The organism is Acinetobacter sp. ACNIH3, assembly GCF_002918965.1.
GTDB classification, from domain to species: domain Bacteria; phylum Pseudomonadota; class Gammaproteobacteria; order Pseudomonadales; family Moraxellaceae; genus Acinetobacter; species Acinetobacter schindleri.
The window spans coordinates 1-26,319 of record NZ_PQLP01000031.1 but is presented as its reverse complement, the minus strand read 5'-3'; the positions used below and the strand labels follow the sequence as shown (position 1 = coordinate 26,319).

The following is a 26,319-nucleotide window of genomic DNA, read 5'->3' as shown; positions in this document are numbered from 1 at the left end:
ACAAAACAATATATGTAAACAAGTGTAAAACTCTAGGCGGTATCAATAGAGCAAAGTGTCTACTTTGCGAACTGAAGAAATATAAAAATTCTTCCCTCCCTGATTACCGTTGCAAGGTTCAAGCGAAGCCGACAAAATCTGTGATTTTGTCGAGCTGACCGCAGAACCGCAACTACTCCCCTTTGCCCCTAAGCGGGACTTACAAAGCAATCCCGCAGGGTTGCGACTAGGGCAGGGGGTTAATAATCCCAACGGCTTGCAACTGATCTAAAGTAAATTGATTTTTCATAGCCTAGTTTTCTTTCTACTGAAAACTTCCAACGGTTTACCGATGGCTTATCTATTCCTGAAAAATAAATAGGGTTAAAATTTGGTACTCGATAAACCTTTCTTTTTTTACAGCTCGGAATGCAATTTAAAATTTCATCTGCAATCATTTCATTATCACATTCAAAAATTGCATCACTGCCCGCTTTAATCACTTTGCTTTTTTCTAGTACCCCATACCAATTAAGGAGAATATAAAAGCGGTATATATGGGAAATATCAACGCTATATAGCCCTTTCATATCTTTGTATGATTGAGCTGTTTCAACTATAGGCAACTCTAACGAAAGTTGTTCTTTACTGGTCATAACTCAAAGCCTTTTTTATTAGATCGCCAATCGACCTGACAAATATATTATACCTATATTGATTTGTGAGTACAAAACAATATAGGTAAATTAATGTAATAGCGTTATGCGCCCTGATTGCTCTTATTTTTCGCTGTAGTGGGTTGTTTCCCTTTCCTGTGGTTTTGGTCACTCCCGATCTGAACCAAGCCCGCAGGCATTAAAAAAGCCCCTTGCGGGGCTTACTTATGTTTGCTTTAGATAGGTAAAGTAAAAGTCTAAAATTTGTTTAAATAGATTAATTGCTTCGTGATGTGCTTCAGCAATATTGGAATGTTCATGGGTGAAATAAAACTCATGTGGTGCTTTATCTATGTAGATAGTAATAATGTTTGCATCTTGCATTTGACAGTTTCCAAAGGACACGCAAAATGTACCTTTTGGACTTTCAAGATAGGCTCTTGAGTAGTAATCGAAGTTTGCTTTTTCAAAAGCATTTAGTAGTTCAATAACTATTTTTTTAGTATCCAACTTTGTGAAAATATTGTTCATAATTAATCACCTATTATTTAAGTCGCCAATCGACTTAATAAATACATTATACATATAATGATTTGTGAGTACAAAACAATATATGTAAACTTTTGAAATTATTATTACTGCTATACTAATTAACATTAATACGCATAATATGATTTGTGAGTACAATACAACTTAGGTATAATATTAGCTCGAAAGTTTACGCACGTATTGGGAATGCTTCAGCATACCCAATGCTAAGTAAAGCTTTGAGCAATCAACCGACTGTAGGCAAGGGCTACCGTTCTCGCAGGCATAGAGGGCGATAGTAGAAACACTATATATAGTGGCTAGTAGGTATGAGATCCGCACTAGATATAGTGTTATAGAATTACTTAATTAAAAGCAGGGCAGGGCTTCATGGCGAACTTATCTAATGAATTTGCAATACCTTTAAAGGTCGTTACTGCACGTTGCCAACACTTGAAAGCAAGTTTTAAGGGTATCTTTAATAAGATTGAATCAAAGGCTATCAAGTATAAAAACGATGATAAAAAAATTAGTTCTTTGGTCACTTGGGATGATTGGATATATGCAGGCTTAGACTGCTATGCTCCAGACTGGCAGAAAGGTTTAAATGTTGGTGATGCAATTCCCGATCATCTAATCAATAATTTGCCTTGTCCTACTGGTGAACTGGTCACGCTCGGTTCTTGGATGCTGACAAAGAATATTTATAGATTTGAAAATGAGGTAGCAACTGAACTAACAAAAAGTAAATTTGAGGGCAATTTGCCAAACTTTTTGATCAATGTTCCTGAGCTGTGCATTTACGTTCAAACTGATAATTTTGATTTGCACTTTCAGCAATCTAAAATTTATGGAGTGATATTTACCTTAACTGAACTTTGCTATCAAAAAGTTTTAGTATCTACGATTTTTCTTGATACTGGTTTAACTCGAACAATCGTCTTATTAGTCAATGAAGAAAAAGCTATAGAAGATTGTTTATCAGATTTCATAGATGAATTTCATGATGACCGTTCAATATTAGATGAAAATGAAATAGATCAATACCAATCCCTACAAAAGCAACTTATCAATATTTTGCTTTGGTTCAGTTTATCTAAGCCTGATTATGTCCCATTGCTTCCTGACAACCATAAGGAAAGGGTAGGCGTTCAGACCGTAAAGCGTGTGCCTAGATTATTTGAAGCCCAAAAGTACAAGCCTTTTATTGCAGGCAAGGAAATGTCTAAGCAGATTAAAGCCGTAAATGATCAATTAACTGAATATTCTAAACAATCATCAAAAGTACACCGCAGACCACATTTAAGGCGGGCGCACTATCACTTGTATTGGTATGGGGCAAAAGGTAGTTATGAACGATACGATTTTAAATGGATACCTATAACTTTAGTTGGCGGTACTATAAAAAATATGGACTGACCTTTTTGACATTTCCCCCGCACTCATAACCCACTTAAATCATTCAATAAAGTAGATGCCTGGTCAAGACTGCATACTTGCAGTTTTGACCAAGCATCGGAATATGATTTTTCACAGTAAGAGTTTTGGCCAAGTATGGACCAAGCAATGAAATTGCAAGTCCATACGTGCTAAAACGGTTTTAATTAATAGGGTAGGGCGGTTTTAATGGCGGGAAAACATAGAAGATAGACTGGCATAAGTAATGCCCAAAAGTAGCAAAATTCCACGTATTCGCAAAATTAGAAAACAGAATACAAGCATACTTAACCAAAAAAACTTAGTCCCAGTTAAGCTAGGGAAAAAGAACATAATAATTGCAGGCATTAAAAAGCCAGTGATGATAAGTACCCTGATTATAATTTTCTGCATGTCAGTCCCTCCAAAGACAAATAAGCCCCACTTATTGGCGGGGCGGTATTTCTAGCAACTTAAAAATATTAGATAGATAGGGTCGCTTATTTTGGCTCTCCAATTCATTTATAGCGTACTCAATTGCAACCTGATCTACCTGTGTAATTAGGTAATCAAAGTTTTTTTGATCAATTTCATTATTTATGATCACCTTATTTTTTAGATCATTTAGGTTCATATCAAGCCCTTAATTTTCATCAAGCTTTAATAAGTTTTCATTGATAAGCCAAGCCGATAATGCCTGTCTAATTTGGTCACTTCGGTTGATACCATGAACAGCCTTAAAGCTGTTTATCTTCACATCATACAAGTGATTAATGGTGTAGATTAATTGCTTAGAATTACCCTTACTTAATTCTTCACTGTATGGCGCACTTGGATTGTTTAAATAGAAGTCCAAAGCCGATCTAGCAATATCTGCTAGTACGACTTTTCTTTTATCCGCTACTTTCTCGATCTTTTTGTATAGATCGGGATTGATCTTAATTTTTTGAATTTTGTCAAAGTTCAAAGAATTAACAATGTGAGCCTTTTCATTTGCAATATGGGCATTGCTACTGGTCACAGTAGCATTGCCTTTAGGTGCTTTCATTCAGTCATTCCCTCACGTTGTAAAATTTCATCAATTAAAGCATCGACTTCGGCAATTGCTTTCTTATCCTGTTTCCCATGATCATCTTTATATTCATAGATAGACAAGCCCTCGCCCAATGAACGTGAAAAAGCAGTTCGTAACGCAATCTTGGTGTCCAAAATTGGTAAAGGGTAACTTTCAGCTAACCACTCTTTAACCTCATTAAAGACCTTAGTTTGTGGGTTTACGCCACTCAATAAAAAGTAAGCTGAAAAATCACGATAGCCCTTAATTTCATTGATTGATTTTAAGGTTTCTTTAGTAGCCCAAGCATCCAATGGACTTGTCGTATTTGGAACGATCGCAACGTCACAAGCTACAATAGCAAGGCGTGTTAATTCTGACTGTCTGCCTGCGCTGTCAGTGATTACAAAGTCATATTTTGATTTAATTTTAGCAATCTCTTTGGCTAAGTTGGTTTTTGGTACACCAATAACAGTAAAGCCTAAATCAATATCTGCTTCTTCACGTACAGTAGCCCAGTCAAGTGAACTAGCTTGCGGGTCACCATCAACTAACAGTACGTCATACCCACGTAGAGATAAGCCCATAGCTAAATTAATTGAAGTCGTTGTTTTAGATACACCGCCTTTCTGATTAACCAATGCTATTACTTTAGATAATTTTTCAGTGTTATTGCTCATGTTCTTTTCCTTTAAATTAAGTATTGTCTGTTGTTTTTACTGATCGTCTGCTTTCAGGAAGAATGCCTTTATCGACCATTGAATTAATTAAAAAATCTGTTTGGCTTAAATTGTTATCTTTGCAGAATTTAATAAGTTTCAACTTATCTTCATGGTTCATACGTGTTTGAAATCTATCTTCTTTGACAACTTCTTTAACACTGTTTTGATTACCAATCATTGTTGATCTTGTCTTACCTTTAGTAGATTTAATCATAGGTATATTCCCTAACTATTTATACATATATTAATTTGTACTCACAAAACAATCAAGGGGTATTTTAGATACTTTTGTAATTGTTCTCTATTGTTCTAATAGTTTGTTATTTAAAGTCTTTATAAGTAAAACTATATATAAGCAATACTTATATATGTACTGGGAATAGGCGCTATTACAATAAGGCGCTTATCTGCTTCAACCTCACAACCTTAGTCGTTTTCGCTTCGCTTCAACCGCCTTGCGGTTGGTGAGATTGAGCAGATTTCGGCAATATTCACCCTAGATAGCCTAAGCAAAAAAAATTGCTTAAAATGGCTATCTTGAATATTGCCGTTGTAGCATTGCTGTCGGAGCCGACATCGCTTTCAATCGACACTGTATGCCAATGTAAGGGCATAACAGCAAGTGAGTATTTAGAGCCTTACAGCTCCCCTGCACACGCATTAGCTCACTCACTAGGTCGGCAATCTCAAGGAGGGTTTCCCCAACGTCTTATTTATGCCAGTTCCTAGCGTATTCCCTGCGTCCCCGCCTATTGTGCGTTCATCAGCAAGCGGGCGTTTTACACTGGCTAGGTGCTTAACTCTTGCGTTGGTGATACTGCCGTCACTTGTATCCTCCTGCTACACCAACCGTCTTTAAAACTCTATGCCATTGTTGACCCATTTAAGGCAATGCACTTACAAACATAAAGTTTTATAAAACACAGGAGTAGACGAAGCTCGGCAAATAAACAATGCGCTTATTTGATACACGAATAGACACTAAATTAACGAAGTTTTTTCATTGTATGACTTGCAAAATCTAATATAAATGCAATAATAGAGTTCAGGTACAAGCCTTTCAGGTGAAATCATAACGGTCGCCAAACCTTATGATCTTCGTTAGATGATGTTTACCGCATCAAATAACTGTGTACCGAAGAATATAGAACATAGCCCCGATAGTTGCAAGACTATCGGGGCTTTTTCTTTGTGCGCTATTTCACAATTTCCCTATAACAATCAAAAACTTTTTTTTGCTATTTATTGAAATATCATAGAGTTATAACTCTAAATCACCCTAAATAAAGGGTATCACCACACGCTTAATTATTATTCATAAAATCAAAATAAATTAACTATCGCCCTCTGTGCCTGCGGGAACGGTAGCCCTTACCTACAGTCGGTTGATTGCTCAAAGCTTTACTTAGCATTGGGTATGCTGAAGCATTCCCAATACGTGCATAAACTTTCGAGCCTTTATACTCAATAGTAAAAAATTACAATTAAGTGATTGAATATGAATACTTAATAATAAGAGTGTTATCTTTTTGTTTACCATTTAAAACAGTTGAAATGGTTAGATTTTAGTAAACTTGTTCTATTTTTAAACTTATAGAGTTATACTGTTATAACTCTATAACCGATAAGGCTAGAACTATGAAAAAAATCTTCGTCACAATGGGCATTTTGAGCCTAACAGCACTTACAGCCTGTGCCACAAATACATCATCACAAAAGGGATTAAAAAAATCACCATGCGCTTGCGTATATCAACCAATCCCAAGCGCTGAAAATCAAATCTCTGACCCATTCGCTCAAGTAACTAAAACGGTAAAAACTGGGGGTAATGTCGTATGAAAAAACTATTACTTCCGATCGCTACGGCTTTAGTTTTGACGGCTTGTTCTGACGAGCCTAAAGCGCCTGAAGTGAAAGGGGATGACTATGTAGGCGTTTGGATGAACCCAATAGGGCAACAATCGCAATCAGCAAATGACGTAATTATCAATGATCGAATCATTATTGATAAAAGCACAACTAAAGACGTTTACACCGTCACTATTTTAGCTAAAGGCGTTTTTACAGACATGAAGTTTAAACCTGATAACGGTTTGCTTTGTGCGCCTAACGATGCTTGTTTTCAGCTTGTAGATGGAAAGCTAAAGCTTGGTAGTGAAAGCGGTGTTCTAACTTATGAGAGAGAACAGCAAAATGGAAATCAATAAAATTAAACTCGGTCTAGCTTCTGCGGTTGTCGCTTTAGGTCTAACTGGCTGTTTCACTTCTAAGCCTGACATTTCAGGCGTATGGGTTCCCGAACACACTCCAAAATCTGAATTTTTTTATTCGTACTATGTGATTTCTGAAGCTGATAAACAGGGCAATTTCCCAGTAAAGAAAGTCAATTATCAAATCCAAAACATGAACCAATATAACCCTGCAAAGTTGCCTAAATTTACTGGTGAATCAAGCGGGGTCTTAACATTCGTTAAAGACGATACATATTGCTATGAAGGCTCTTTGGCTAGTGATTGTTTTGTCTATTCAGACGGAAAATTAAGAAAATCAGATACACAAAACTTTTTCTTAAAGACTTCAAAAAACCCGCCCGAAATTCCAGTAATTCGCTGAGGTCACTATGAAAAAGATTATCTATGCTTTCTTGCTTCTGTTTAGTTTTTTTAGCTTTAGCTCGGCTTATGCGGTCGATAACTTTACCAATCCACAAGATTTAGGCAATGGCAGTACACCTACTGGGACGACTGGCGGTTCTAACGGTGCGTATAACTCTAATCAAATATCGCAGAATGTATCTGAAGTTACCAAAAATGGTATGTCTGAATTAGACAAGGTTGTTGATAGTCTGATTACTGGTGTTGATAAAAACATTAAAGACAATTTGCAAGGTTACTATCAGAAAGTCACAGCTCCAATCATTCCAGTTTTTGCAGGCTTTATCATTATTTGGATTTCGTTCCAAGCTATTAAAATGATGTTAGGCATGGCTGTAGAAATTCAGGGTGTGATAGCCACTTTCGTTATTATGCTGTTGATTTGGTCAATCGTATTTTCATGGGATGCTTTCTTTCCATACGTTGCTGAAGTATTCCTCGATGATGTACCGAACCTGATTACTGAAATGACAGGTACAGATTCAAAAACAACATTGCAGTCTTTTGTATCTATTATCTTTGAATCTATCGCATTAGCTTTTAATAACATTGATACAGGTATTACCAATGTCGTTTCGGGCTTCTTCTTTGTCCTGATCTATAGCTTGATTTTTGGTTTAGCCTGCATTGTCTGCGGTTTATTCTTCTTAATTTGGATTATCTGTAAAGTCATTATTGGCATTCTAATCGCAGTTGCACCGATTTTTCTTGCATGTGCAATGTTCCCTGCAACTCGCAGATATGCCACAAACTGGCTACAAGCAATTTTAACCCCTCTTGTTGTTCTTCTTTTGCTGATTGTGAGCTGTGACTTAGTGCTTACTTCAGTTGTCGCAGGCATTCAAAACCTTAATGAAAACGGCAGTACGTTTACTGGGGCTTTCATCATGGTAATTGTTTTGATCGTTGTTATTGGGCTGTTTTGGCTTGTTCCAAAAATTGCAATTTCTTTGGTCGGCAGTGGCTTTGAAGCTTCAACCAGTGCGACTTCAAGTATCACCAGTTCAGGCACCAATATGGTTAAAAGTTTTGGTCGTGGAGGTAAACGCTAATGACACCACAAGAAAAAGCGCAGTTAGACGCTCAAATTAAAGAGATTCAAGACAATACTAAAAAGTCTGAAAATCGTAACGGTAAAATCACTATTTGGGTTCTTGGTTTGGCGACCGTTCTAGGTATAGGTAATGTTGCTCAAGGTATCGCAATTAAAGGATTAACACCTTTAAAACAACCAGTTCCTATGATTGCTGTAATTGATTCTGAAACTGGAATTATGACCAGTGTAGAAAAGTTTGATTCAACTACTGACCCTAAACTTATTGAAAAATTAGTGACCTCCTACTTTTGGGACACTATCAGCAATCGCTATGGCTATTACGGCAAAGTTGGTAAAGACCAACTTTCTGCACAGTACAGCAAAGCTTCTATTTTCTTAGATAGCCAAGATCGTACCGACTTTGAAAATGAAGTTAGCGGAATGAATCAAAACTCACCTTACAACCAACTAGGTGAAACTGGCTCAATCACTCCTAAAGTTATTGCTGTCAACTTTCTTGGCAACAATAAAGTTCAAGCCAACTTTAAAACAACCGTTATTAAAGGTGCTGAAATTCGCCAGTACAGCTACACAGTGACGGCTGACTATATCACTGACAACTTTGACGATCTCAACGTAAAAGATCGTTGGATTAACCCATTTGGCGTGAAGTTTAAGAACTGGAACTTAACGCAAAACTCATCAAATGATGCGTTAGTTACTCAAAACCCAGTTACTCAACCATTGCCTAAACCTGAAGCAAGCACTGCTTCTGAGCCTGTGGCACAGACTTCTAATAATTAATAAGGTAATCGGATATGAAAAAGACCCTTATAAGCATTTTACTTACAGCAACGTGCATTGCTTCAGCGCCAACTTTTGCTCGTCAAATTCCTGTTGGTTTGAAAACGGATAACCGCATTAAAGTTGTTCCGTATTCTGAAAGCCACGTTGTTGAACTATCAACGACTTTTGGTATTTCAACTACTGTCGAGTTTGGAAATGAAACTATCCAAACTGTTGCTTCAGGTGACACGATTGGATGGCAAATAATCCCACAAGGTAATCGTCTATTCATCAAGCCTGCGGAAAAACCACAAGCAGGCATGAACCGTACAAACTTAACCGTAATCACTGATAAGCGAAATTATTACTTCAATCTATTCAATAGTTCACAACCAGTTTATGTACTGCGCTTTAACTATGCAGATGCCAATAGAACTAATCGTTTATTGGCACAACAAAATGCACCTCGTCCCGCTTTAGGTGAACTGCCTATGACAAGCCAAAAATGGGGAATGGATGCCACTAAAAGCAAATCTATTAAAGTTCTTGGCGTAAGTGATGATGACCAATTCACATTTATTCGTATTGCGAAAAATTCACCTCGTCCCGCAGTTTATGCGGTTAATGGTGAGGGATACGAAGAACTTACCAACTCAAGACAAGAGGGGGATGTAATCGTGATTGAGAAAGTAAACGATGCTTTCACTCTGCGACTTGGCAAAGAATACGTTTGTATTCTCCGTAAACCTGAAGTGATTGGAGGAAAATAAAATGACAAATGAAAATAAAAATTTGGGTAACGATGACTTTAAAACCCAAGATAACTTCAGCACTGAAAATCATGTTTTCCATGATGAAAAAAAAGAACATGGTAAAGATGATTTTGAACGTCAAGATGCTTTTGAGAATAAGCCTAAAACGTCTGTTAAAAATATAGACATAGGCAAATTGGTTAAGTTCGGTGGCTTACTAGCCCTCATTATTGGCTTGGTAATTTTTGGCGTTTATCTGAAATTGCAAAAGAACAAAGAAAGCCGTGTAGAAAGCGGTGTAGAAAGTGCTGTTGCTAAACCAGTAACAGGGATGGACGGCAGTAATTTTAATGGCATGGATAGATTCGGATTCGGAAATCCGCAACCAATCCCAACTGCGACTACCCCTGACCCTGTAAACCCTACTGAAAAAAGCCCTGAACAGCTCGAAATGGAGCGTCAATTAGCTGAACAGCAACAACAACTAGCAATGCAACAAGAGCAGGCTAGACAAGATGCTATGGCTAAAGAACAAGCCCTTTTAAACGCCCGCTACAAGTCTGGAATCATGGTTAATGAGAATGGCGGTAAAGGTGGCGGTGTTAGCCCTAATGGTGATGCTAGTGCAATGGCAGGCATACCGCCTGAACTTGCACCGTTATTTATGGGTATGCAAGCTTCACAACAATCTAATGCCAATGGCAACCAAGCGGGTGCAAGCAATGTAAATCCACGCATTGCAAATAGCACTGCGGGTTCTATGGGTGGTCGTTTTGATTCAAGCACTTCTAATCAAAAAGCGCCTATTGCTCATGCAAGTTATAACGCTGATCGTAGAATGCTTATACAACAAGGCAAGATCGTAGATGCAGTTTTAGAAACTGCTGTTAAAAGCGATTTACCAAGCAACATTATTGCTCGTGTAACTAATGATGTTTATAGCGAACAAGGACGTAATCGTTTACTGCCTGCGGGTACTCGTTTATTCGGTCAATACTCATCAATTGTTAATGACGGACAAGCAGAAATCGGGGCGGTTTGGAATCGTGCAATCACACCTAATGGCGTAGAAATTATGCTCGATAGCCCAAGCACTAACAGTCTTGGTATCGCAGGCTTAGGCGGTAAAGTGAACAACCATTATGGGCGCATATTCGGAACAGCTACTTTACTTAGCATTATTGGTGCGGGTGTAAGTAATGCAGGTGTTAGCAGTAGCGACCAAAACAATGCTTCACAGACTTATCGTACTGAAGTTGCAAACTCATTCGGCAATCAAGCTGACCGTGTTCTACAACGTAACTTGTCAATTCCTCCGACTATTACAGTCGCTCACGGCACACGCATTAAAGTTCTAGTTGCTAAAGACTTGGACTTTTCAACTATTTTAAACCAATAAGAAAGGCGCTTAATTATGTCAATCCTTGTACTTGAAGATTTGAAAAAAGCTTTTGGTGATGATCTTGATAATGATCAAATTACTGAAATTTCAGTTAATAAGCCTTTGGAATATTTCATTACTATGAAAGGTACAAGGGACATGATTAAAAAAGAGAATCCTAACCTTACCTATGCGCTTTTGAAGCGATTAGCCGAAGGCATTGCAACTGAAACCAATCAAACAATTTCAGAAGCACAGCCTTTGCTTTCTGCTCAAATTGCATCACCGCAACATGAGGGTTTATTTTTCCGTATTCAATTTGTCCGTGACCCTGCCGTAACTGGCGGGTCGATCGGCTTATCTATTCGTAAACCAAGTATTTTAAGTCTGCCATTTTCAGCTTATGAGGAAGTTTTAAATTCTGTTGAACCATTTGCAAAAATCACTGCAAAAGATCAAGAGCTATTCGATTTATACGAAGCCCGAAACTTTCATGAGTTCATTCGTAAAGCGGTGGGTTATGAAAAAAATATCATTATTTCTGCGGGTACAGGTTCAGGAAAAACAACTTTTTTTAACTCCATTATTCATGACTGCATACCACTGGGCGAACGACTAATCACTATTGAAGATGCTAAGGAGTTACGCCCTCCGCATGAAAATACGTTGCAACTTTATTATTCAAGAGGTGGACAGGGTAAAGCTAAAGTCGATGCACAGTCATTAATGGAAGCTTGCCTGCGTTTGTATCCAAAACGCATTTTACTGGGTGAGATTCGAGGTGCTGAAGCATTCACTTATTTAAACCTAATTTCTTCAGGGCATGGCGGTTCAATTGCGACATTACATGCCAATGACCCACTTAATGCTATTGAGCGTTTAACGCTTATGGTTCTTATGGCAGGCACTACATTAACCAGTGACCAAGTTAAATCTTTTGTTAAACAAAGTGTAGACATTATTGTTCAACTTGGAAGAACAGAAACAGGCGGTTATGGCTGTTCAGCTATTTATTTTAAAGCTTATGAGGATTTCAAAAATGAAAAAACACATTTTTCTAGCGTTGCTTAGTTTAGCTAGTGTTGCCTGCTCATCTAAGGGCTTGGACGGACAATACAATCGTATTGATCAAACAGCATTTGAGAAAGAACAAGGCATGAGTAGCGGGCTTATCGTTGCCAATAAAGGTACTCAAGTTACCTTAAAAAACTCATGGGGTGATGTTGCATTATCGGCTGTAGAGAAAGATAAAAAAATGGTTGTTCAATATAACAATCAAGACGCTTTCTTAATGGAACAAAAGGGCGGTGTTATTACTCTGACCGATGTTGATAACCCAAGCCAAGCATACAAATTTAAAAAGGACTAAGCCATGAAAAAAACAACTATTGCTCTTTGCGCCTTAATTAGTTTGTCTGCTGAAGCACAGTTACCGCAGACATTTACCCAAGTTCTTCAGTCATTTGCTCAAAGCAATAAATTAACTTATGTGCCTGAAGCTCCCAATCAAGGGAACTATGTCACTTATAAATTTTCAAGTGATGCCAGTTGCCAAAACGAAGCATGTGCCGATCTTAAAGTTTATTACAGCATTGACCCTGCTTGTGTACCGCAAGAAGTGGGGTTATTTGGTGAATTGCCAGTAAGCATCCCTAACGCAAAAGCATTGTTTGTATCTCCGACCATTTCTGACAATACAAGCCAAGCTCACGACTTCATGCGAGTTCAAGCAAATGGCGGGTGCTATGAGTTATCAATGGGTGAACAAGGCTCACACTATAAAACCTTAGTTGATCTAGCTAACCGTTTGGCTGTGGCTAAGTGATGAAATAGCAACGGGCCAAGTTTAAACAGGTAACGTAGTTCCTGGTTAAACTGTCCTCGTTGCGGTAGAGGAATAATGAAAATGAAATTAAAAAAACTATCGCTACTGGTACTGGTAGGTTTAAGCGGGGCAACTATTGCTTCAAATTTACCTTACAACGATATTGTGACTTCAGCTTCAGCTAAATATGGATATGACCCGCTTTTAATTCATGCAGTAATTCAAAAAGAATCTTCGCATAACAATACTGCTAAGTCAGGCGTAGGCGCTCAAGGTTTAATGCAACTTATGCCCGCAACGGCTCGTTCTTTGGGCGTTACCAATCCCAATGACCCCACACAAAATGTTAATGCGGGTACTCGTTACCTGAAGCAATTAAATCAGCAATTCGGCAACATGCCCCATGCACTCTATGCCTATAACTGGGGTATGGGTAATTTACGTTCGTATCTGAAAGGTAATAAAAAAGTTATGCCTAAAGAAACGCAAGACTATGTGCCTAAGATCGCCCAGTTTTATAGAAATTATGGCGGTACTGGTTCATATTTTGGTGGCAACGTAATTAAAGGCGGGACTACTTCAGGTGGCAAGCCTGCAACGACTGGCATAGAAAACAGTAATCAGAAGAAGATACAAGCCAAGCTAGAAACACAAAGCGCATGTAAGCCTGTAAAGCTACCTGAAGCAGAACAAGTTGATATTGATTCACCTATCAACCTACCGCCTGTTCCCCCTGTAACTGGTGGCGTAGGTAAAACAGTTTTTGACCCGACAAAAAATGCCGATGCAGTTCTACAAGTTCAAGAATTAATGAAGCAGATTCAAGTCTTGAAAGGGCAATATGACAGTGTGACTAAAGGGCTTGCAGGGCTAGGACTTCTTACCAATGTGATGCAAATTGCAGGCTTTGAATTGCCTAATGGCTTTGATGCTCAACCGACTAATATTTTCAATACACCTAAAGAGCAAAACGCCTACAACGAATTGCAACGTCAAATTGCGACCAATACTGGTGTATATGCAAGCAAGGAATTGGCACAGATTCAAAACATAACTGCAAGCCGTGTAAACACAGCTTATGTAGACGCTGAAGTAGCTTGGACACAAGTAAATTGTAATATGCAAAACCTAAAGTCGTTGGCTCAAGTAAGTACCAATACGTTAAAGCAATCAAAAGACTTGGCGAATGCCCTTGCTATTGAAAACAGTATGTTGGTAGCCAATCAAGCGAAGCTTAAAGCTAACATGCTCATGATGCAGTCAAGCATGGATTCTTATAAGGTCGCTTCCCATCAAGCCGTTCAAAAATTCTTGGGGACAGTAAAATGAATGATCAATCGCAAAAAATCTTCGGTCACGCTGTTTTAGCTGTTGTAATCACTGTGATTACAACATGGGCTATTTTTTTACCGAAGTTTTTTATTATCCCAAAAGATCATAAAGTCCAAGCTATTCTTTATGCAATTCCATTGACGTTTAAAACGCCTTTATACGTTTTAATATTGCTGTTGGCTTTGGTTATTAGTAGTGCTTTGGCTTGGTTTTATTTTCAAAACAATAAAACACCTTTTGGGGGCGAAAGATACGTTCGTGTTCTTCGGGGCTTGCAATTAGTAAGCCCATTCAAATTAAGAAGAATGACCAAAGAAAAAGATTACCAAATCCGTTTTTGCGGTATGCCTGTTCCTAAAGATTTAAAATATAAACACTTCCTTTTAACTGGTGGTACTGGTCAAGGTAAGTCAGTTTCAATCAGTGATTTTTTAGATTCTTGTGTTGCTGATTCTCGCAGTAAAACCCGCTTAATTGTGGTTGACCCTAACGGAACTTACGCAAGTTTATTTGCTAAGAAAGGTGATGTTATTTTCAACCCTTTCGATGCTCGATCAGTCCATTGGTCAGTGATTAATGAAGTACAAAATTCTTATGACATTGAAACATATTCAATGACAATCATTCCTAAATCTTCAGACGCAAATCACGAAAATTTTAATACGATGGCTCGTACTATTGTTAAGTCTGCCATGACCAAAGTTTTAGAAATGGATGAACTTACTAGAGAACAGCAGACACAACAATTTTTAGAAATTTTATTAATTTCAAGTGACGATAAACTCAAAGAGTTTTTAGTAGGTACTCAAGCTTACAGCTTACTTGGCAACTCTGAATTAGTCGGTACTTTACGCAGTATTGTTACTACATATTTAAGCCCTCACACTCATTCTAAAATTGGTGATTTTTCGTTTAGGGATTATTTAAAGCATGGTACTGGCAATATTTTTATTACTTGGCGTGAAGATCAATTAACTGCATTGCAACCATTAGTTAGCTGTGCGACTGACGTTATTTGTAGTTCTTTATTATCTGACTTTGATAACTATTCTGATTTTATATTCTGCCTAGATGAACTCGGCTCTTTGAACCGTTTATCGTATCTCGAAGCAGTATTAACTAAAGGACGTAAACATAGACTTATTGCTTTAGCAGGCATTCAAAGTCTGGCTCAATTAATCACGATCTATGGAGAAAAATTCTCTATTACGCTACGTGGTTGTTTTTCTTCTTTTGGTGTCTGTGCTGTCAACTCTCAAGACACTTATACACCCCAAGAATATGAAAAAGCTTTCGGTGCAATTGAAGTATTAAGGAAAATGAAATCTGCAAATAAAGATTCAAGACCTGAACTTGTAAAAGAAAAAGAAAATGTAGTTAAAGCTGAAGAAATAAGCAGTCTTAAACCTCTGCACTTTTATATGAAGTTTTCAGGACATTACCCGCCAACTTTAGTAACGATGAAATACCGCACCTATGCTAAAGTTTCGGATTCTTTTTTGGCTGTATAGAAATTTTAGGGACAAGTTATGAAACGTGAACAACTTTATGTAAGTGATGAATTTTTCGCAGAAATGGACGAACACTTTTTGAGATATAAGCGTGGTGAATTAAAAGTTCCTGAAGAATTTAAGAACCGCAGACTTACCAAAAACTTAATTTATCTTATCGCTTTAGACCAGTTCTTTAAAGAGAAACATAAATTTTCAAATAGACCATTTATTGATTAAGCTAGTAGAGTTATACTGTTATAACTCTATAAGGAATAATGACAATGTTTAAAAAACTTATAATCGGTTTAGCTTGCAGTACGCCACTGTTTGTATATGCGTCACCTTATGATGATCTTATTCACAAACATTCTGTAGCCAATGGTTTAGACCCTAATTTAGTAACGGCAATTATGGCAAGAGAAAGCGCCTTTAAGCCAAATGCTCGATCACATAAAGATGCTAGGGGTTTGATGCAAGTCATTCCCTCTACAGCTCGTTTAATGGGTGTAGACCCTAGCCGATTATATGAACCTGAACAGTCTATTATTGCGGGTACTCGTTATCTCGCTTTCCTGAATAAAAGATTTAATGGTGATCTTACAAAAATGATTGCTGGATACAATGCAGGGCATGGGGCAGTTGAAAAGTTTGGAGGTATTCCCCCTTACCGTGAAACACAAAACTATGTACGCCTTGTATCCAGTAAATACCAAACACTAAATGGGGGTGGTTCATTTAAAACTTACACTGCAAATAATAACCCTACTGAAGCCAGTCGAAAAAGTGACATTCTAGTTCTCGCTTCATGGCAACAAAATCAGTACCCGCAATACTCCGCAAGTCAAAATCAAAGTACAGAAAACAATAGCTATTCAGCACAATCTGAACCTGTGCGCCTGCGTGTAAATAATCAACCAAGCAATCAACCAAACGTGCAACAAGCATCGTTTGTTCAAACTCTTAACAAAGGGCAATACGTCCAAGTATTTTAAGGAATAGATCATGAATCTTTTAAATAAACTCAATCCTAAGCAATACGCAATTGTCTTATTTGCTGTTTTTTATGCTCAATTGGCAAATGCTGCGTTTGGTCAAAAATTTGCTCAAAAGCTTAACCAATTTAATGATGAATTAGTCATTATCGCAGCAGTCGCTTTCGTGACTGGTGTTATTTGTTTGGCAATCACAATGCTTGGCGGTGGTAGTGAGAAAGTTAAGCGTTGGGGTATCGGCTTAATCGTTGCAGGTATCCTTGTTTTCGTTGCCCCTGATCTTGGTAATTTCTTCTTTAACTAAATAGGTGAGCCATGAGCAAAACCACTGAAAAAAACGAAGAAAAAGACTTGCTGTTTGCGGGTCTTGCCCGAACTGCAAGGGTGGCAAATATACCTGTAGATATTTTCACTTACTTTTTCCTAATTTGTGGTTTTGCTACGTGCTTTTTAGCACTAATTGGCAACCTAAAATTAGGATTAATAATATCGGGAATAATCTATTTATTGTTGGTTGTAGTGACCTACCAAGAAGATAGAGGGATTCAATATTTATGGTTTTCGATCAAACGTAGACTTCAGCGAACTAAAGTTTTTGGTGGCTATAGTTTTGATTCTCACGCAAAAGCTGACGATAAAAATATTGAATATAGTCAAAAGAAATTAGCGGGTGCTGAACAAATGGAAATCAATAATTTACCTTATCTAAGCCCAATCAATGAACATGATATTAAGCTAGTTAATGGTGATATTTTTACGGTTTTAAAAATTACTGGCTTTCCGTATGAAACTAAAAGCTATGCTCAATTAAAGACTTTAAAAAAATATCGTGCAGATATGTTTAAACAACTTGGCTCTCGTTTTGTTGTTAGCGTTTATTATGATCGTCACGAAGTTAAAACCGAAATACCGCCTGCAAATGGCAATGAATTTTCAGATAGTTTTAACCAAAAATATTATGAAAAACTATCTAATGAACGCATGTTTCAAAATGATATTTATGTGTCGTTGCTTGTCCGAAAATCTAACCCAAGTGACCCGCCTTTAACTCGTCTTAAAAATCTGTTTTTCAGAAGTGATAATGAAGAACAAATGATTGCCGAATTAAATAATGCAGTAAGTATGTTTAAAGAGTATCTGCAAGATGCGAACCCAAGACAGCTAGGCACTTATTCAAAAGATAGCGTTTTGTATTCTGAAACAGTGAATTTTCTCGGTTATTTATTAAACTTAGAAAAAGCAGAAATTCCACTTCATCCAACTGAAATCAGAAACTACTTAGGCTATACACGTAGAGTTTTTGCGCCTGATGGAACTATTAAATTCTATCACCCAAGCGGTGAATTAACGGCAGGGGCAATCTATAGTTTGCCTACTCCTAGCTATCCAGAGGGTAGCGATCACACCATGTTAGATGAATTTCTAAAAGTTGATCATCCTTTAATTATTTCTCAAACTTTCATGATGATGGACAGACGTAAATCTATCAGCATGAGTACAACTCGTCAGAACCAATTAAAAAATGCTCAAGACAAGTCAGAATCTCAAATTGAAGCGATTAATGTTGCCATTGATGACTTAGCTTCAGGGCGTATCTTAAACGGCATTTATTCATTAAATGTTTTAGTTACCTCTAAGACCCCATCTGAATTTAAAGAAGCAATGCAGAAAACTAGCGGGGCATTTCAGCGCAATCACATGATACCTAAAAAAGAAGATTTAATTTCTGAACCTACTTTTTACTCTATGTTGATTGGCAACTATCACTTACTCCAAAGACCCGCAACTATTAACACGACTAACTTTGCGGGCTTTGCCAGTATGCACAATAGTTCTACTGGCAAAAAAGATGGCAACCATTGGGGTGAGAATGTCATTCAGCTTAAAACGACAAGTAATACGCCTTACTACTTCAATTTCCATGAACATGATGTAGGTCATACTCGTATCACGACTGGTACTGGTGGCGGTAAGACTACTGTAATTAATACGCTTTTGACTGCTTCAGATAAGTTTAAGCCTTATATTTTTCATTTTGATTTTGAATATTCAGCTTCAGTTTGGATTAAAAGCATGGGCGGGCGACATACTGTTTTAAGTGAAATGGTTAAAACTGGTTGGAATCCATTGCAGTTAGATGACACGGAACAAAACCGTTTGTTTCTAAGAAATCTATTTTCTTTTATGGCTCAAGACTACAACGATAATGGTAATCCAAAGCCTTTAAGCACTGCTGAAGAAAACAAGATCAAAGACGTTGTAGATGCTGTTTATAGCTATGAAAAGCACCTTAGACGGCTTAGAAACTTTATTGGCTTGTTTGGTATGGCTGAAGATAACAACATGGCTGAACGCATGTCAAAATGGGTTAATGATGGGGTTTATGCCAATATTTTTGACAATGAAAGTGACAATTTCTCAATTGATGGCGCTCGAATTTTCGGCTATGAAATGAAAAATGTCATTGATAATGATGTGGTGTTAGGCGCTATGTCTATGTATATCTTCCATCAAATTGATATATCCATGTCTGAGGGCAAGCCCTTTATTGTTGTTGTCGAAGAAGGTCAAAGATATATCAGCAATCCGATTAACTTAGCATGGCTTAAAATCATGCTAACCACGTACCGTAGACGTAACGGTATGATGATCTTTGTTACGCCAACGCCTGAAGTCATTACAAGAGATGACGATCTGATCGGGCAGTTTAAAACATCAATTCTATTGCCGAATGATAAAGCGAATGTCGCTACATATATGGGTAATGAGAAAAATAATGGCTTAGGCTGTACTCAAGCAGAATTTGATTGGGTTGTGAATACACCGCCTTATTTACGCCAATTTATGATTAAAAACTCGCATGATTCAGTTATTAGCAAATTAGATTTAAGCAATATGTCTGAAATTATCCCAATACTTTCAGGCAATGAGTTAAGACACAATATTCTTGAGGAAATATTGAGTAAAGATGAAAACTTGACCTACTCCCAGTGGGTACACGAATTTAACGAAAGGGTGAAATCATGAAAATGAATAAAATAAAAATGTCGGCTGTAGCTTTTGCTTTAGCCTTTACTGCCAACACAGCAAACGCTTGGGACGTTGTATTCGACCCGACAGCCGTTGCAAATATGGTCAAGCAATTGGTTCAAATGCAACAGCAATACGAGATCATGAAGAAACAATATGAAAGTACGACTGGTAATACTGGTATCGGAACTTCAGGCGTTAAGAATGTGCAAGACGTTGTTTCAGGCTCTTGGCAAGACGTAGTAGCCAATCAAAAGACTGGCTCATTTGGTAATGCTCAAAAGGCTTATGACAAAGTGCTTACTACCATTGGTTCAGATGGTATGAATCAATTGCTAGGCAATGATCAATACAAGCGAAATTACAACACGGTTAAGACTGGCTTTGCTTTCAGTGATGCTTCCTATAATGCTTTAAATGAGCATGTAGCAAACTTAACCACACTGAAGAACAAAATTAACTCGACCCGCAATATTAAAGAAGCCCAAGACTTAGCAAATGCCATTGCTATTGAACAAGGTTATATCAACTCGATTGGTGCTAAATTGTCGGCTGTTCAAACTAACCTTGCATCTAACAATGCTTCAAGCGGTGTGACCAGTACGCAAAGCTTTAAATCGTGGTTTGGTAACTAATTTCATCACAAGCTAACAATTCAGGTTGTTAGCTTTTTTTTGTCTAAATTTTAGGATTATCTATGAAAAAAATCATAATCCCTGTATTAGCCTTAATCGCTTTCAATACATACGCTGAAACAGCACAGAATGGCACAGAAACGCCAGTTGCTATAGAGGCTAGTCATACATCACTGACCACTAAAAAAGGCGAAATAGAGGTTAAAAAAGACGGAAAAACTGTATCTGTTTCTAAAGTACCTGAAAGCCCTTTAATTAATACAGTCACAACTACACAAACAACTTCAAAAGCGCCTGAAGCTAAAAAAGTAGTAAAAGAGATCCAATCTGAATCAGTCAAAGAACCTGTAGTGATTTATCAAGCCAGTGAAATTATGCCTGAGCTTAGTCAAGCCGATCTTGACTATATCAAGGCTGTAAATTCAAACGATAAAATCAACTCAATTGAAAGCAAGATCGTTAATAACGAAGCGATTAGCAAAGAAGAATTGAAGATTTTACGCCAAAAGAATCCAAACTACTGATTGACCTTTTTGACAATTTCCTCGCACTCATAACCCACTTAAATCATTCAATAAAGTAGATGCCTGGTTAAGACTGCATACTTGCAGTTTTGACCAAGCATCGGGATATGATTTTTCACAGTAAGAGTTTTAGCACGTATGGACCAAGCAATGAAGTTGCAAGTCCATACGTGCTAAAACGGTTTTATGGTGAACCAAAATGAATAAGCTTTTTTGTATTACCCTTTTTTTGTTTTCAGCATACTGTCACGCTGATTATTACGGCAAAGTCACTTACGTTTTAGACGGTGATACTGTGAGTATCACAAAACCAAACAACACTAAATGGCGGGTTAGACTGTCATTCATAGATGCCCCTGAAGTTGCCAATAATGCTAAAAATTCGCCTACACAGCCTTATGGTCAACAATCGAAACAATATTTAATGTCTATGGTCTTAAACAAAACGGTACTCGTTAAAGAGCATGGAACTGATAACAATGGTAGGTTTCTTGGTGAGCTGTACTTGAATAAATTAAATGTGAATAAAGCAATGGTCGCCAGTGGCTACGCTTGGGCTTATCGCTACAATCTTCCTGATAGAACATACATAGATTTAGAGAATAATGCTCGATCAAAAAAAATCGGGTTATGGAAAAGTCCTAACCCGATTAACCCCTATGACTGGCGAAAGAAATATTAAAATTTCATGCCTGAAGTGGGCTTATCCTGCTTTGGGCTTGACTGGCTTAACTCCTGTACCCTTGAAGCAGATAAAGATTTAAATGTTGTTTGCTGTGCTATCACTCTCTGATCTACAGCCTGTTTTACTTCAGGATTGGTTTCATAGCGTTTCACATATTGATCACCATAGCGGGCTTCAACACTTCTGATTTTTAACTCTACATTTGAATTGTTATGAACGCCTGTTGCATAGGTTTCACCTTTTTTAGTTGTGTGACCTGTGATTTTAATTTCAGCGTCTTTAGGTAAATTAGTGGTTTTAAATAAACCATCTTTTTGACTGTATGCTTCATTGAGCTTGATATAGTCACCATGAGCAACGGATAGCCCATTAGCTGACTTAGCAAAATCAGCACCCAATTTCCCCTCTTGCTTTAGCTGTATTCGGACTTCTTTAATGATTTGGTGTTTATCTAGCTCTGGGGCTTTGCTTTGAAATTGAGATACTTCAGCCTTACTATCTCCTTTCACTTCAGGCGCTTTAGGTTTATTTGATAGCTGTTCATCTACTTTCATTAAAATTTTATTTTCAAGGTTATTTAACTTTTCTTTAACCTCCATATAAACCTGTAATGCCGTAGATTCAGGTTGTTTTGAATCATGATTACCGATCGGCTTATCGAGCATCATTTCATTTTTAGTAACATTGATTAACTCAAGATGATCTCGATTTTGACGGAACATAACTAAATTGTCCTCGCCATCAACTTTGATATTTTTAGATAAATAACCATCTTGTTTTTCAAAATCATCTTTGGCAACAAGTAAGTTGCTAGTTAAGTTACTGACTATTTTTACGTCCATTTTCTCACCTGTACTTTCATCAACTTGGGTCACTTCACTAACCAGTTTTTGATTATTCAATTTAAGTCTGTCACTTTCCTGAAGCCCCTTTACAATCTCAACCTCTGTATATGGGGCAAAGCGTGTTTGCATTGCTTCTATTACTTTGAACCATTTATATTCATGCTGTTGGCGCTCCTGATCTGAAAATGGTCTTTCCCTTTCAGCTTTAAAGTCCTTTTGTTCAATAGCGTTATAGTGACGGTCATAAACGGTTAGCTTGTCTACTATGGGTTCATCTTTTAACTGTTCTATTGTGTTTTCTAGCTTGTGATAAATTTCACTATGAATATCAATATTGACGAAACGCCCAGTTTCATACAGCGCCTTTTCCATTTCATAACGATGGTATATACCTTGTCGTGATGTAATTTCAGGCACAGCCATTATTTTTAATTCAACGTCTTTGTAGCCTTTATCTCTGAAATTTTGAACTGTATTTTTTAAGGTTTGAAAATCTGCACTTGTTTGGTCAAGAACAATATTTTTCTTATGGCTTATAGCTTCTTCAATTAATTCTAAACTCCACTTTTTAGCATCATGGTGGGTGAATCCTGAAGATGTTTTATCATCCAATTTTTGCAGTTCATTATACTTGGGGTGATAGGCTCTTAATTGATCGGGGTCAATAATTACACTCCCGCCTTTATCTTTGAACTGATCTATAGAATCTCTTGCCAACTTGCCTTTACCCGATGCAGGCTGACCGCCAGTAATGACGACTTTAGGGCTGACTATAGACAGTGAGTTATTCAGAAAATCAGCTTTAATTTTCTCAAATACAAGGCTATGTTCTTCGTCACTTAGTTTGTATTGGTTGTCCATTGATCACCCTTTCATTGTGCCTTAAAGAATGTTCCAACAAACTTATAAACTGTAGGTAGTAATATCAGTCCACAAAATCCAATAATGCCTACAGTGTTATCTGATAAGTTCTCTGAAACAAACACTACGCCCAAGCAACCATAAATCACGACTAGACTTATAATTAGCTTCAGCAAAAAATTTTCATTCCTGATTACTCTGCTCGCTTTTATAGGCTTCACTATGTTTCTTGATTGATTGTATCAACTGTTCTCTATCTTGCTCGTACAAGCCCTGAAGCTCCATTGAAAGAGCCTGTCTATCATCTTCAGGCAAATGTCCTGAAGTACGCAATCCTATACGGTTTGATATGCCAGTCTGTGCAATCCTTAATAATTCAGATTCGCTTAGATCATTAAAATTAATCATCGTTATTTTTCCTTATACCTGAAGATATATAACAATAGGGTATACCCTATTGTTATATAATAATACACCCTAAAAACCCTATAACAATAGGGTTGTTTTGTTAATCTAATGTGATATAACATTGAGGTTATCTAATTTTGTTATACTGGTTATGGAAAAAGAAAATTTAGATATTGAAGATCAAATTAAAAACACACCCTTTCAAAGAGTGGGGTATATCCGTGTATCCACTAAAGACCAAAACCCTGAAAGACAGCTCCATGATCTACCCTTTGAGCTAGATAAAACTTTTATTGATCATTTTAGCGGAAAGACTGCCAAACGCCCTGCACTTCAGGAAATGTTCGATTATGTCCGTAGTGGGGACATTGTGTACGCTCATGATGTTTTTAGATTGGCACGTAGCTTGATTGACCTTGTAACCATTGTTCAAAAGCTAAATAAAAAAGGAGTGTCTGTTCATATTGTCAAAAATAACCTGAACTTTACCCCCAATTCAGATGACAAGTTCGATAAGTTTCAACTCCATGTATTAGGCGCTGTAGCTGAACTTGAAAGGGGTATTATTAGTGAGAATCAAGCAGAGGGAATTAAATTAGCTAAAAAAAAGAAAGGTAAATACAAGGGAAGATCGCCTGCGATTACAGAAGAAAAACTAAAAGAGTTAATTCATACCCTTAAAAATAAGGACGATTCATACCCTTTCACTCAAATAGCTAAAGATTATGGTGTTAGTTATATGACTTTAATTCGATATAGGAAAAAGTATGCAAAACAAATTAACGCCCAGTCTGATTGACCTTTTTGACAATTTTCTCGCACTCATAACAAAAAATAAAGGAAAATTTTAAGATCAATTGGATTTAAGATATACAACAATTATGTTTAAACCTATATAAGAAAACACATTAAGCTTCTTTTATAAGGCATTTTTAAAATGATAATTCAACATAAAAGTCCCTCATCCTCGCCTTCTTTCAAAGTGAGAAGGCGATTTCAATAGCAATATGAATCACTCATTATAAACATTCATTCAGTTTAGAAATAATCTAGAGATATTATGATTAACAGCAGAATTATCGATAAAATCAAATAAGTATTGATATTATTAAAGCTCTTAAGATAATTTAACATTCGTCATTTCCCATAAGAATTTAATAAAATACTATATGGCTGACAGATAGATAAAAGACTAGGAAAAGAAATCTTGATTTTCGCGGGCATGCGGTCAGTCGGGGTTCTGGATCAGCCGCACCAGCGTGCAGTCGGGATCGATCAGGTAGCCGATCCTCAGGCCGCTCGCCTCCAGTTGCGGAGCTTTGAAGCGCGGCCAGCCGGTGCTTTTTTCCTCGGCTCCCGCCGCGTTCACCAATGCCACCATGGCATCGAGATCATCCAACCGCAGGCAACAGCCGAACGAGCTCGTAGCTGGGTCGAGGTCAGGATAGGGGAAGAATTCGAGCTGCAAACCGCCGCGCTGCAGGATCATCCAGCCGCGATCCTTCCAACTCGTCGCAAAGCCCAGCTTCGCATAAAACGCCTCTGTCACATCGAAATCGCGCGATGGCAGATTGGGGGTGACGTGGTCAGCCATGGCTCAGCGCAGCTTGTCGGCCATGCGGGCCGTATGAGTGATTGCGGCGCGGCTATCGGGGGCGGAATGGCTCATCACGATCATGCTGGCCTTGGGGAACGCCGCACCAAACGCGCGCGCTGACGCGGCGTAGTGCTCAGTGTCGGCATCACCGAGATTGCCGAGCGACTTGGCCTTGCTGTCCTTGATCAGGCAGCCACCAAAAGCGATGTCGGTGCCGTCGATCCCAACGGTGATATTGTCACTGGTGTGGCCGGGGCCGGGGTAAAATACCTTGAGCGGGCCAAAGTTGGGCGCGGTTGCTGGTTCGACCCAGCCATTGGCGGCGAAAGTCAGGCTGTGTTGCGCCGCAACCATCCCCTCTTGCGGGGCAAGCTGGTTCGACAACGCATTGGCATAAGTCGCAATCCCCGCCGCATGCAGCGCGTCCATACCGCCCATCTTGTCCTGATGCGCGTGAGTCACCACCGCCAGCGCGACCGGCAGGTTGATCTCCTGCTTGATCCAGTTGAGGATCTGGGCGGTCTGGTCATCGGTCCAGGCGGTATCGACCACCAGCACGCGGCCGCCATCCCTGACGATCAAACCGTTGGAAGCGACTGCCCCGAAACCCGGCATGTCGAGATAGGAAGTGTGCTGCCAGACATTCGGTGCGAGCTGGCGGAAAACCAGATCGCCAAACCGTTGGTCGCCAGTTTCCATTTGCTGGCCAATCGTCGGGCGGATTTCACCGGGCATGCACCCGCTCAGCATCAATGCAGCGGCTAATGCGGTGCTCAGCTTCGCGACCGGGTGCATAATATTGGGCAATTCCATCAAGTTTTCCTTTTATTCAGCATTAAAAACCCCGCAAATGCGAGGCCTAGTAAATAGATGATCTTAATTTGGTTCACTGTAGCAAAAATATGGGGCGAATTCAAACATGAGGTGCGACAGTTTCAAAAGCCATATGATAATCAACAAGCTGAGCAAATTTCTCTAATGGTGTAAGCCAATCTAACGCCTTTCTAGGACGAGTATTCAGTGACATGGCAACTTGATTTAAATAATGCTGATCTGCCTGATTTAAATCAATCCCTTTAGGTAAATATTGCCTAATTAAACCATTCATATTTTCGCATGTGCCTTTTT

The 26,319-nt window shown here is 38.2% G+C and carries 30 protein-coding genes; 20 read left to right on the top strand and 10 right to left on the bottom strand.

Going from position 1 to position 26,319, the window contains the following annotated elements; all coding sequences use genetic code 11:
• Positions 1-239 precede the first annotated feature (239 nt).
• Together C3420_RS11950 and C3420_RS11945 are read right to left on the bottom strand one after the other, a co-directional pair.
• On the bottom strand, positions 240-635 hold the full coding sequence (locus C3420_RS11950) for a hypothetical protein (protein ID WP_005000189.1): 396 nt from the start codon (positions 633-635) through the stop codon (positions 240-242).
• A 225-nt stretch (positions 636-860) separates the two neighbouring features.
• Positions 861-1,166, bottom strand: coding sequence for a hypothetical protein (locus C3420_RS11945; RefSeq protein WP_005000193.1), 306 nt, complete (start codon positions 1,164-1,166; stop codon positions 861-863).
• A gap of 387 nt (positions 1,167-1,553) precedes the next feature.
• Here C3420_RS11945 and C3420_RS11940 point away from each other — a divergent pair, with 387 nt between their 5' ends.
• Positions 1,554-2,582, top strand: coding sequence for a hypothetical protein (locus C3420_RS11940; RefSeq protein WP_005000195.1), 1,029 nt, complete (start codon positions 1,554-1,556; stop codon positions 2,580-2,582).
• 640 nt (positions 2,583-3,222) lie between these two features.
• Here C3420_RS11940 and C3420_RS11925 read toward each other — a convergent pair.
• The 3 genes from C3420_RS11925 to C3420_RS11915 are packed head-to-tail and all read right to left on the bottom strand — an operon-like array spanning position 3,223 to position 4,569.
• The gene (locus C3420_RS11925) at positions 3,223-3,627 is read right to left on the bottom strand and encodes a hypothetical protein (RefSeq protein WP_005000449.1); all 405 of its coding nucleotides are present in this window, start codon (positions 3,625-3,627) and stop codon (positions 3,223-3,225) included.
• The gene (gene parA, locus C3420_RS11920; RefSeq protein WP_005000446.1) at positions 3,624-4,313 is read right to left on the bottom strand and encodes a ParA family partition ATPase; all 690 of its coding nucleotides are present in this window, start codon (positions 4,311-4,313) and stop codon (positions 3,624-3,626) included. Before parA ends, C3420_RS11925 begins: the two co-directional genes overlap by 4 nt.
• A 16-nt stretch (positions 4,314-4,329) precedes the next feature.
• Positions 4,330-4,569, bottom strand: a complete 240-nt coding sequence (locus C3420_RS11915; RefSeq protein WP_005000443.1) for a hypothetical protein — start codon at positions 4,567-4,569, stop codon at positions 4,330-4,332.
• 1,621 nt (positions 4,570-6,190) lie between these two features.
• Between C3420_RS11915 and C3420_RS11905 the strand changes: the two genes are divergently transcribed.
• The 18 genes from C3420_RS11905 (at position 6,191) to C3420_RS11820 (ending at position 21,477) form a co-directional block, all read left to right on the top strand.
• Entirely contained in the window at positions 6,191-6,562 is a 372-nt protein-coding gene (locus C3420_RS11905) for a hypothetical protein (RefSeq protein WP_005000442.1), read from the top strand.
• Positions 6,549-6,968 carry a hypothetical protein gene (locus tag C3420_RS11900; RefSeq protein ID WP_005000439.1) on the top strand — a complete coding sequence of 140 codons (420 nt, stop codon included), beginning with the start codon at positions 6,549-6,551 and terminating at the stop codon, positions 6,966-6,968. Before C3420_RS11905 ends, C3420_RS11900 begins: the two co-directional genes overlap by 14 nt.
• Before the next feature lie 7 nt (positions 6,969-6,975).
• Positions 6,976-8,061, top strand: coding sequence for a type IV secretion system protein (locus tag C3420_RS11895; protein WP_005000437.1), 1,086 nt, complete (start codon positions 6,976-6,978; stop codon positions 8,059-8,061).
• Positions 8,061-8,849 carry a VirB8/TrbF family protein gene (locus C3420_RS11890; RefSeq protein WP_005000436.1) on the top strand — a complete coding sequence of 263 codons (789 nt, stop codon included), beginning with the start codon at positions 8,061-8,063 and terminating at the stop codon, positions 8,847-8,849. Before C3420_RS11895 ends, C3420_RS11890 begins: the two co-directional genes overlap by 1 nt.
• Positions 8,850-8,863: 14 nt before the next feature.
• Positions 8,864-9,601: a TrbG/VirB9 family P-type conjugative transfer protein gene (locus tag C3420_RS11885; protein WP_005000435.1), complete on the top strand. Its 738-nt coding sequence runs from the start codon at positions 8,864-8,866 to the stop codon at positions 9,599-9,601.
• Between the two features lies 1 nt (position 9,602).
• The gene (locus C3420_RS11880) at positions 9,603-10,982 is read left to right on the top strand and encodes a TrbI/VirB10 family protein (RefSeq protein WP_005000433.1); all 1,380 of its coding nucleotides are present in this window, start codon (positions 9,603-9,605) and stop codon (positions 10,980-10,982) included.
• A gap of 15 nt (positions 10,983-10,997) precedes the next feature.
• Positions 10,998-12,035 (top strand): P-type DNA transfer ATPase VirB11, encoded by a 1,038-nt coding sequence (virB11, locus tag C3420_RS11875; RefSeq protein ID WP_103270947.1) that lies wholly within the window; start codon positions 10,998-11,000, stop codon positions 12,033-12,035.
• Positions 12,004-12,333 carry a hypothetical protein gene (locus tag C3420_RS11870; RefSeq protein ID WP_004999338.1) on the top strand — a complete coding sequence of 110 codons (330 nt, stop codon included), beginning with the start codon at positions 12,004-12,006 and terminating at the stop codon, positions 12,331-12,333. The genes virB11 and C3420_RS11870 overlap by 32 nt, the downstream gene beginning before the upstream one ends.
• 3 nt (positions 12,334-12,336) lie before the next feature.
• Positions 12,337-12,789, top strand: a complete 453-nt coding sequence (locus C3420_RS11865; RefSeq protein WP_004999340.1) for a hypothetical protein — start codon at positions 12,337-12,339, stop codon at positions 12,787-12,789.
• A gap of 81 nt (positions 12,790-12,870) precedes the next feature.
• Entirely contained in the window at positions 12,871-14,118 is a 1,248-nt protein-coding gene (locus C3420_RS11860; protein ID WP_017480463.1) for a lytic transglycosylase domain-containing protein, read from the top strand.
• The gene (locus C3420_RS11855; RefSeq protein WP_015060710.1) at positions 14,115-15,632 is read left to right on the top strand and encodes a type IV secretion system DNA-binding domain-containing protein; all 1,518 of its coding nucleotides are present in this window, start codon (positions 14,115-14,117) and stop codon (positions 15,630-15,632) included. The genes C3420_RS11860 and C3420_RS11855 overlap by 4 nt, the downstream gene beginning before the upstream one ends.
• An 18-nt stretch (positions 15,633-15,650) precedes the next feature.
• On the top strand, positions 15,651-15,851 hold the full coding sequence (locus C3420_RS11850) for a hypothetical protein (RefSeq protein ID WP_004999346.1): 201 nt from the start codon (positions 15,651-15,653) through the stop codon (positions 15,849-15,851).
• Between the two features lie 44 nt (positions 15,852-15,895).
• Positions 15,896-16,606 carry a lytic transglycosylase domain-containing protein gene (locus C3420_RS11845; RefSeq protein WP_017480462.1) on the top strand — a complete coding sequence of 237 codons (711 nt, stop codon included), beginning with the start codon at positions 15,896-15,898 and terminating at the stop codon, positions 16,604-16,606.
• A gap of 10 nt (positions 16,607-16,616) precedes the next feature.
• Positions 16,617-16,910, top strand: a complete 294-nt coding sequence (locus tag C3420_RS11840) for a TrbC/VirB2 family protein (RefSeq protein ID WP_017480461.1) — start codon at positions 16,617-16,619, stop codon at positions 16,908-16,910.
• 11 nt (positions 16,911-16,921) lie between these two features.
• The gene (locus C3420_RS11835) at positions 16,922-19,633 is read left to right on the top strand and encodes a VirB4 (RefSeq protein ID WP_015060708.1); all 2,712 of its coding nucleotides are present in this window, start codon (positions 16,922-16,924) and stop codon (positions 19,631-19,633) included.
• Positions 19,630-20,271, top strand: coding sequence for a type IV secretion system protein (locus tag C3420_RS11830; protein WP_004999358.1), 642 nt, complete (start codon positions 19,630-19,632; stop codon positions 20,269-20,271). The genes C3420_RS11835 and C3420_RS11830 overlap by 4 nt, the downstream gene beginning before the upstream one ends.
• A gap of 62 nt (positions 20,272-20,333) precedes the next feature.
• The gene (locus C3420_RS11825) at positions 20,334-20,795 is read left to right on the top strand and encodes a hypothetical protein (protein WP_015060707.1); all 462 of its coding nucleotides are present in this window, start codon (positions 20,334-20,336) and stop codon (positions 20,793-20,795) included.
• A gap of 199 nt (positions 20,796-20,994) precedes the next feature.
• Positions 20,995-21,477 carry a thermonuclease family protein gene (locus C3420_RS11820; protein ID WP_015060706.1) on the top strand — a complete coding sequence of 161 codons (483 nt, stop codon included), beginning with the start codon at positions 20,995-20,997 and terminating at the stop codon, positions 21,475-21,477.
• On the opposite strand, the gene C3420_RS11815 is transcribed toward C3420_RS11820, so the two are convergent.
• Both C3420_RS11815 and C3420_RS11810 read right to left on the bottom strand, forming a co-directional pair.
• A complete protein-coding gene (locus C3420_RS11815) occupies positions 21,474-23,186 on the bottom strand; it encodes a zeta toxin family protein (protein WP_015060705.1) in 1,713 nt (570 codons plus the stop codon). The two genes, C3420_RS11820 and C3420_RS11815, sit on opposite strands and share 4 nt — an antisense overlap.
• Positions 23,187-23,369: 183 nt before the next feature.
• Positions 23,370-23,594 (bottom strand): hypothetical protein, encoded by a 225-nt coding sequence (locus C3420_RS11810; RefSeq protein WP_015056389.1) that lies wholly within the window; start codon positions 23,592-23,594, stop codon positions 23,370-23,372.
• Between the two features lie 151 nt (positions 23,595-23,745).
• Here C3420_RS11810 and C3420_RS11805 point away from each other — a divergent pair, with 151 nt between their 5' ends.
• Positions 23,746-24,393 carry a recombinase family protein gene (locus tag C3420_RS11805; protein WP_004993315.1) on the top strand — a complete coding sequence of 216 codons (648 nt, stop codon included), beginning with the start codon at positions 23,746-23,748 and terminating at the stop codon, positions 24,391-24,393.
• Positions 24,394-24,822: 429 nt separating this feature from the next.
• Here the strand turns inward: C3420_RS11805 and ble are convergent, their stop codons facing one another.
• From ble to C3420_RS11790, 3 genes are all read right to left on the bottom strand, one after another.
• A complete protein-coding gene (ble, locus tag C3420_RS11800; RefSeq protein WP_004201167.1) occupies positions 24,823-25,188 on the bottom strand; it encodes a bleomycin binding protein Ble-MBL in 366 nt (121 codons plus the stop codon).
• A gap of 3 nt (positions 25,189-25,191) precedes the next feature.
• On the bottom strand, positions 25,192-26,004 hold the full coding sequence (locus C3420_RS11795; protein WP_004201164.1) for a subclass B1 metallo-beta-lactamase NDM-1: 813 nt from the start codon (positions 26,002-26,004) through the stop codon (positions 25,192-25,194).
• A gap of 100 nt (positions 26,005-26,104) precedes the next feature.
• A partial coding sequence (locus C3420_RS11790) for a hypothetical protein (RefSeq protein ID WP_005139060.1) occupies positions 26,105-26,319 on the bottom strand: 215 nt, incomplete at its 5' end.

What these genes read in the sequence shown, in the direction of transcription:
- C3420_RS11810 (WP_015056389.1), bottom strand. Translation starts at nt 23,594, where the DNA reads ATGATTAATTTTAATGATCTAAGCGAATCTGAATTATTAAGGATTGCA.
- C3420_RS11890 (WP_005000436.1), top strand. Translation starts at nt 8,061, where the DNA reads ATGACACCACAAGAAAAAGCGCAGTTAGACGCTCAAATTAAAGAGATT.
- C3420_RS11915 (WP_005000443.1), bottom strand. Translation starts at nt 4,569, where the DNA reads ATGATTAAATCTACTAAAGGTAAGACAAGATCAACAATGATTGGTAAT.
- C3420_RS11880 (WP_005000433.1), top strand. Translation starts at nt 9,603, where the DNA reads ATGACAAATGAAAATAAAAATTTGGGTAACGATGACTTTAAAACCCAA.
- C3420_RS11850 (WP_004999346.1), top strand. Translation starts at nt 15,651, where the DNA reads ATGAAACGTGAACAACTTTATGTAAGTGATGAATTTTTCGCAGAAATG.
- C3420_RS11870 (WP_004999338.1), top strand. Translation starts at nt 12,004, where the DNA reads ATGAAAAAACACATTTTTCTAGCGTTGCTTAGTTTAGCTAGTGTTGCC.
- C3420_RS11805 (WP_004993315.1), top strand. Translation starts at nt 23,746, where the DNA reads ATGGAAAAAGAAAATTTAGATATTGAAGATCAAATTAAAAACACACCC.
- C3420_RS11925 (WP_005000449.1), bottom strand. Translation starts at nt 3,627, where the DNA reads ATGAAAGCACCTAAAGGCAATGCTACTGTGACCAGTAGCAATGCCCAT.
- C3420_RS11795 (WP_004201164.1), bottom strand. Translation starts at nt 26,004, where the DNA reads ATGGAATTGCCCAATATTATGCACCCGGTCGCGAAGCTGAGCACCGCA.
- C3420_RS11835 (WP_015060708.1), top strand. Translation starts at nt 16,922, where the DNA reads ATGAGCAAAACCACTGAAAAAAACGAAGAAAAAGACTTGCTGTTTGCG.
- C3420_RS11825 (WP_015060707.1), top strand. Translation starts at nt 20,334, where the DNA reads ATGAAAAAAATCATAATCCCTGTATTAGCCTTAATCGCTTTCAATACA.
- virB11 (WP_103270947.1), top strand. Translation starts at nt 10,998, where the DNA reads ATGTCAATCCTTGTACTTGAAGATTTGAAAAAAGCTTTTGGTGATGAT.
- C3420_RS11865 (WP_004999340.1), top strand. Translation starts at nt 12,337, where the DNA reads ATGAAAAAAACAACTATTGCTCTTTGCGCCTTAATTAGTTTGTCTGCT.
- ble (WP_004201167.1), bottom strand. Translation starts at nt 25,188, where the DNA reads ATGGCTGACCACGTCACCCCCAATCTGCCATCGCGCGATTTCGATGTG.
- C3420_RS11845 (WP_017480462.1), top strand. Translation starts at nt 15,896, where the DNA reads ATGTTTAAAAAACTTATAATCGGTTTAGCTTGCAGTACGCCACTGTTT.
- C3420_RS11855 (WP_015060710.1), top strand. Translation starts at nt 14,115, where the DNA reads ATGAATGATCAATCGCAAAAAATCTTCGGTCACGCTGTTTTAGCTGTT.
- parA (WP_005000446.1), bottom strand. Translation starts at nt 4,313, where the DNA reads ATGAGCAATAACACTGAAAAATTATCTAAAGTAATAGCATTGGTTAAT.
- C3420_RS11830 (WP_004999358.1), top strand. Translation starts at nt 19,630, where the DNA reads ATGAAAATGAATAAAATAAAAATGTCGGCTGTAGCTTTTGCTTTAGCC.
- C3420_RS11815 (WP_015060705.1), bottom strand. Translation starts at nt 23,186, where the DNA reads ATGGACAACCAATACAAACTAAGTGACGAAGAACATAGCCTTGTATTT.
- C3420_RS11945 (WP_005000193.1), bottom strand. Translation starts at nt 1,166, where the DNA reads ATGAACAATATTTTCACAAAGTTGGATACTAAAAAAATAGTTATTGAA.
- C3420_RS11895 (WP_005000437.1), top strand. Translation starts at nt 6,976, where the DNA reads ATGAAAAAGATTATCTATGCTTTCTTGCTTCTGTTTAGTTTTTTTAGC.
- C3420_RS11900 (WP_005000439.1), top strand. Translation starts at nt 6,549, where the DNA reads ATGGAAATCAATAAAATTAAACTCGGTCTAGCTTCTGCGGTTGTCGCT.
- C3420_RS11885 (WP_005000435.1), top strand. Translation starts at nt 8,864, where the DNA reads ATGAAAAAGACCCTTATAAGCATTTTACTTACAGCAACGTGCATTGCT.
- C3420_RS11940 (WP_005000195.1), top strand. Translation starts at nt 1,554, where the DNA reads ATGGCGAACTTATCTAATGAATTTGCAATACCTTTAAAGGTCGTTACT.
- C3420_RS11905 (WP_005000442.1), top strand. Translation starts at nt 6,191, where the DNA reads ATGAAAAAACTATTACTTCCGATCGCTACGGCTTTAGTTTTGACGGCT.
- C3420_RS11840 (WP_017480461.1), top strand. Translation starts at nt 16,617, where the DNA reads ATGAATCTTTTAAATAAACTCAATCCTAAGCAATACGCAATTGTCTTA.
- C3420_RS11950 (WP_005000189.1), bottom strand. Translation starts at nt 635, where the DNA reads ATGACCAGTAAAGAACAACTTTCGTTAGAGTTGCCTATAGTTGAAACA.
- C3420_RS11860 (WP_017480463.1), top strand. Translation starts at nt 12,871, where the DNA reads ATGAAATTAAAAAAACTATCGCTACTGGTACTGGTAGGTTTAAGCGGG.
- C3420_RS11820 (WP_015060706.1), top strand. Translation starts at nt 20,995, where the DNA reads ATGAATAAGCTTTTTTGTATTACCCTTTTTTTGTTTTCAGCATACTGT.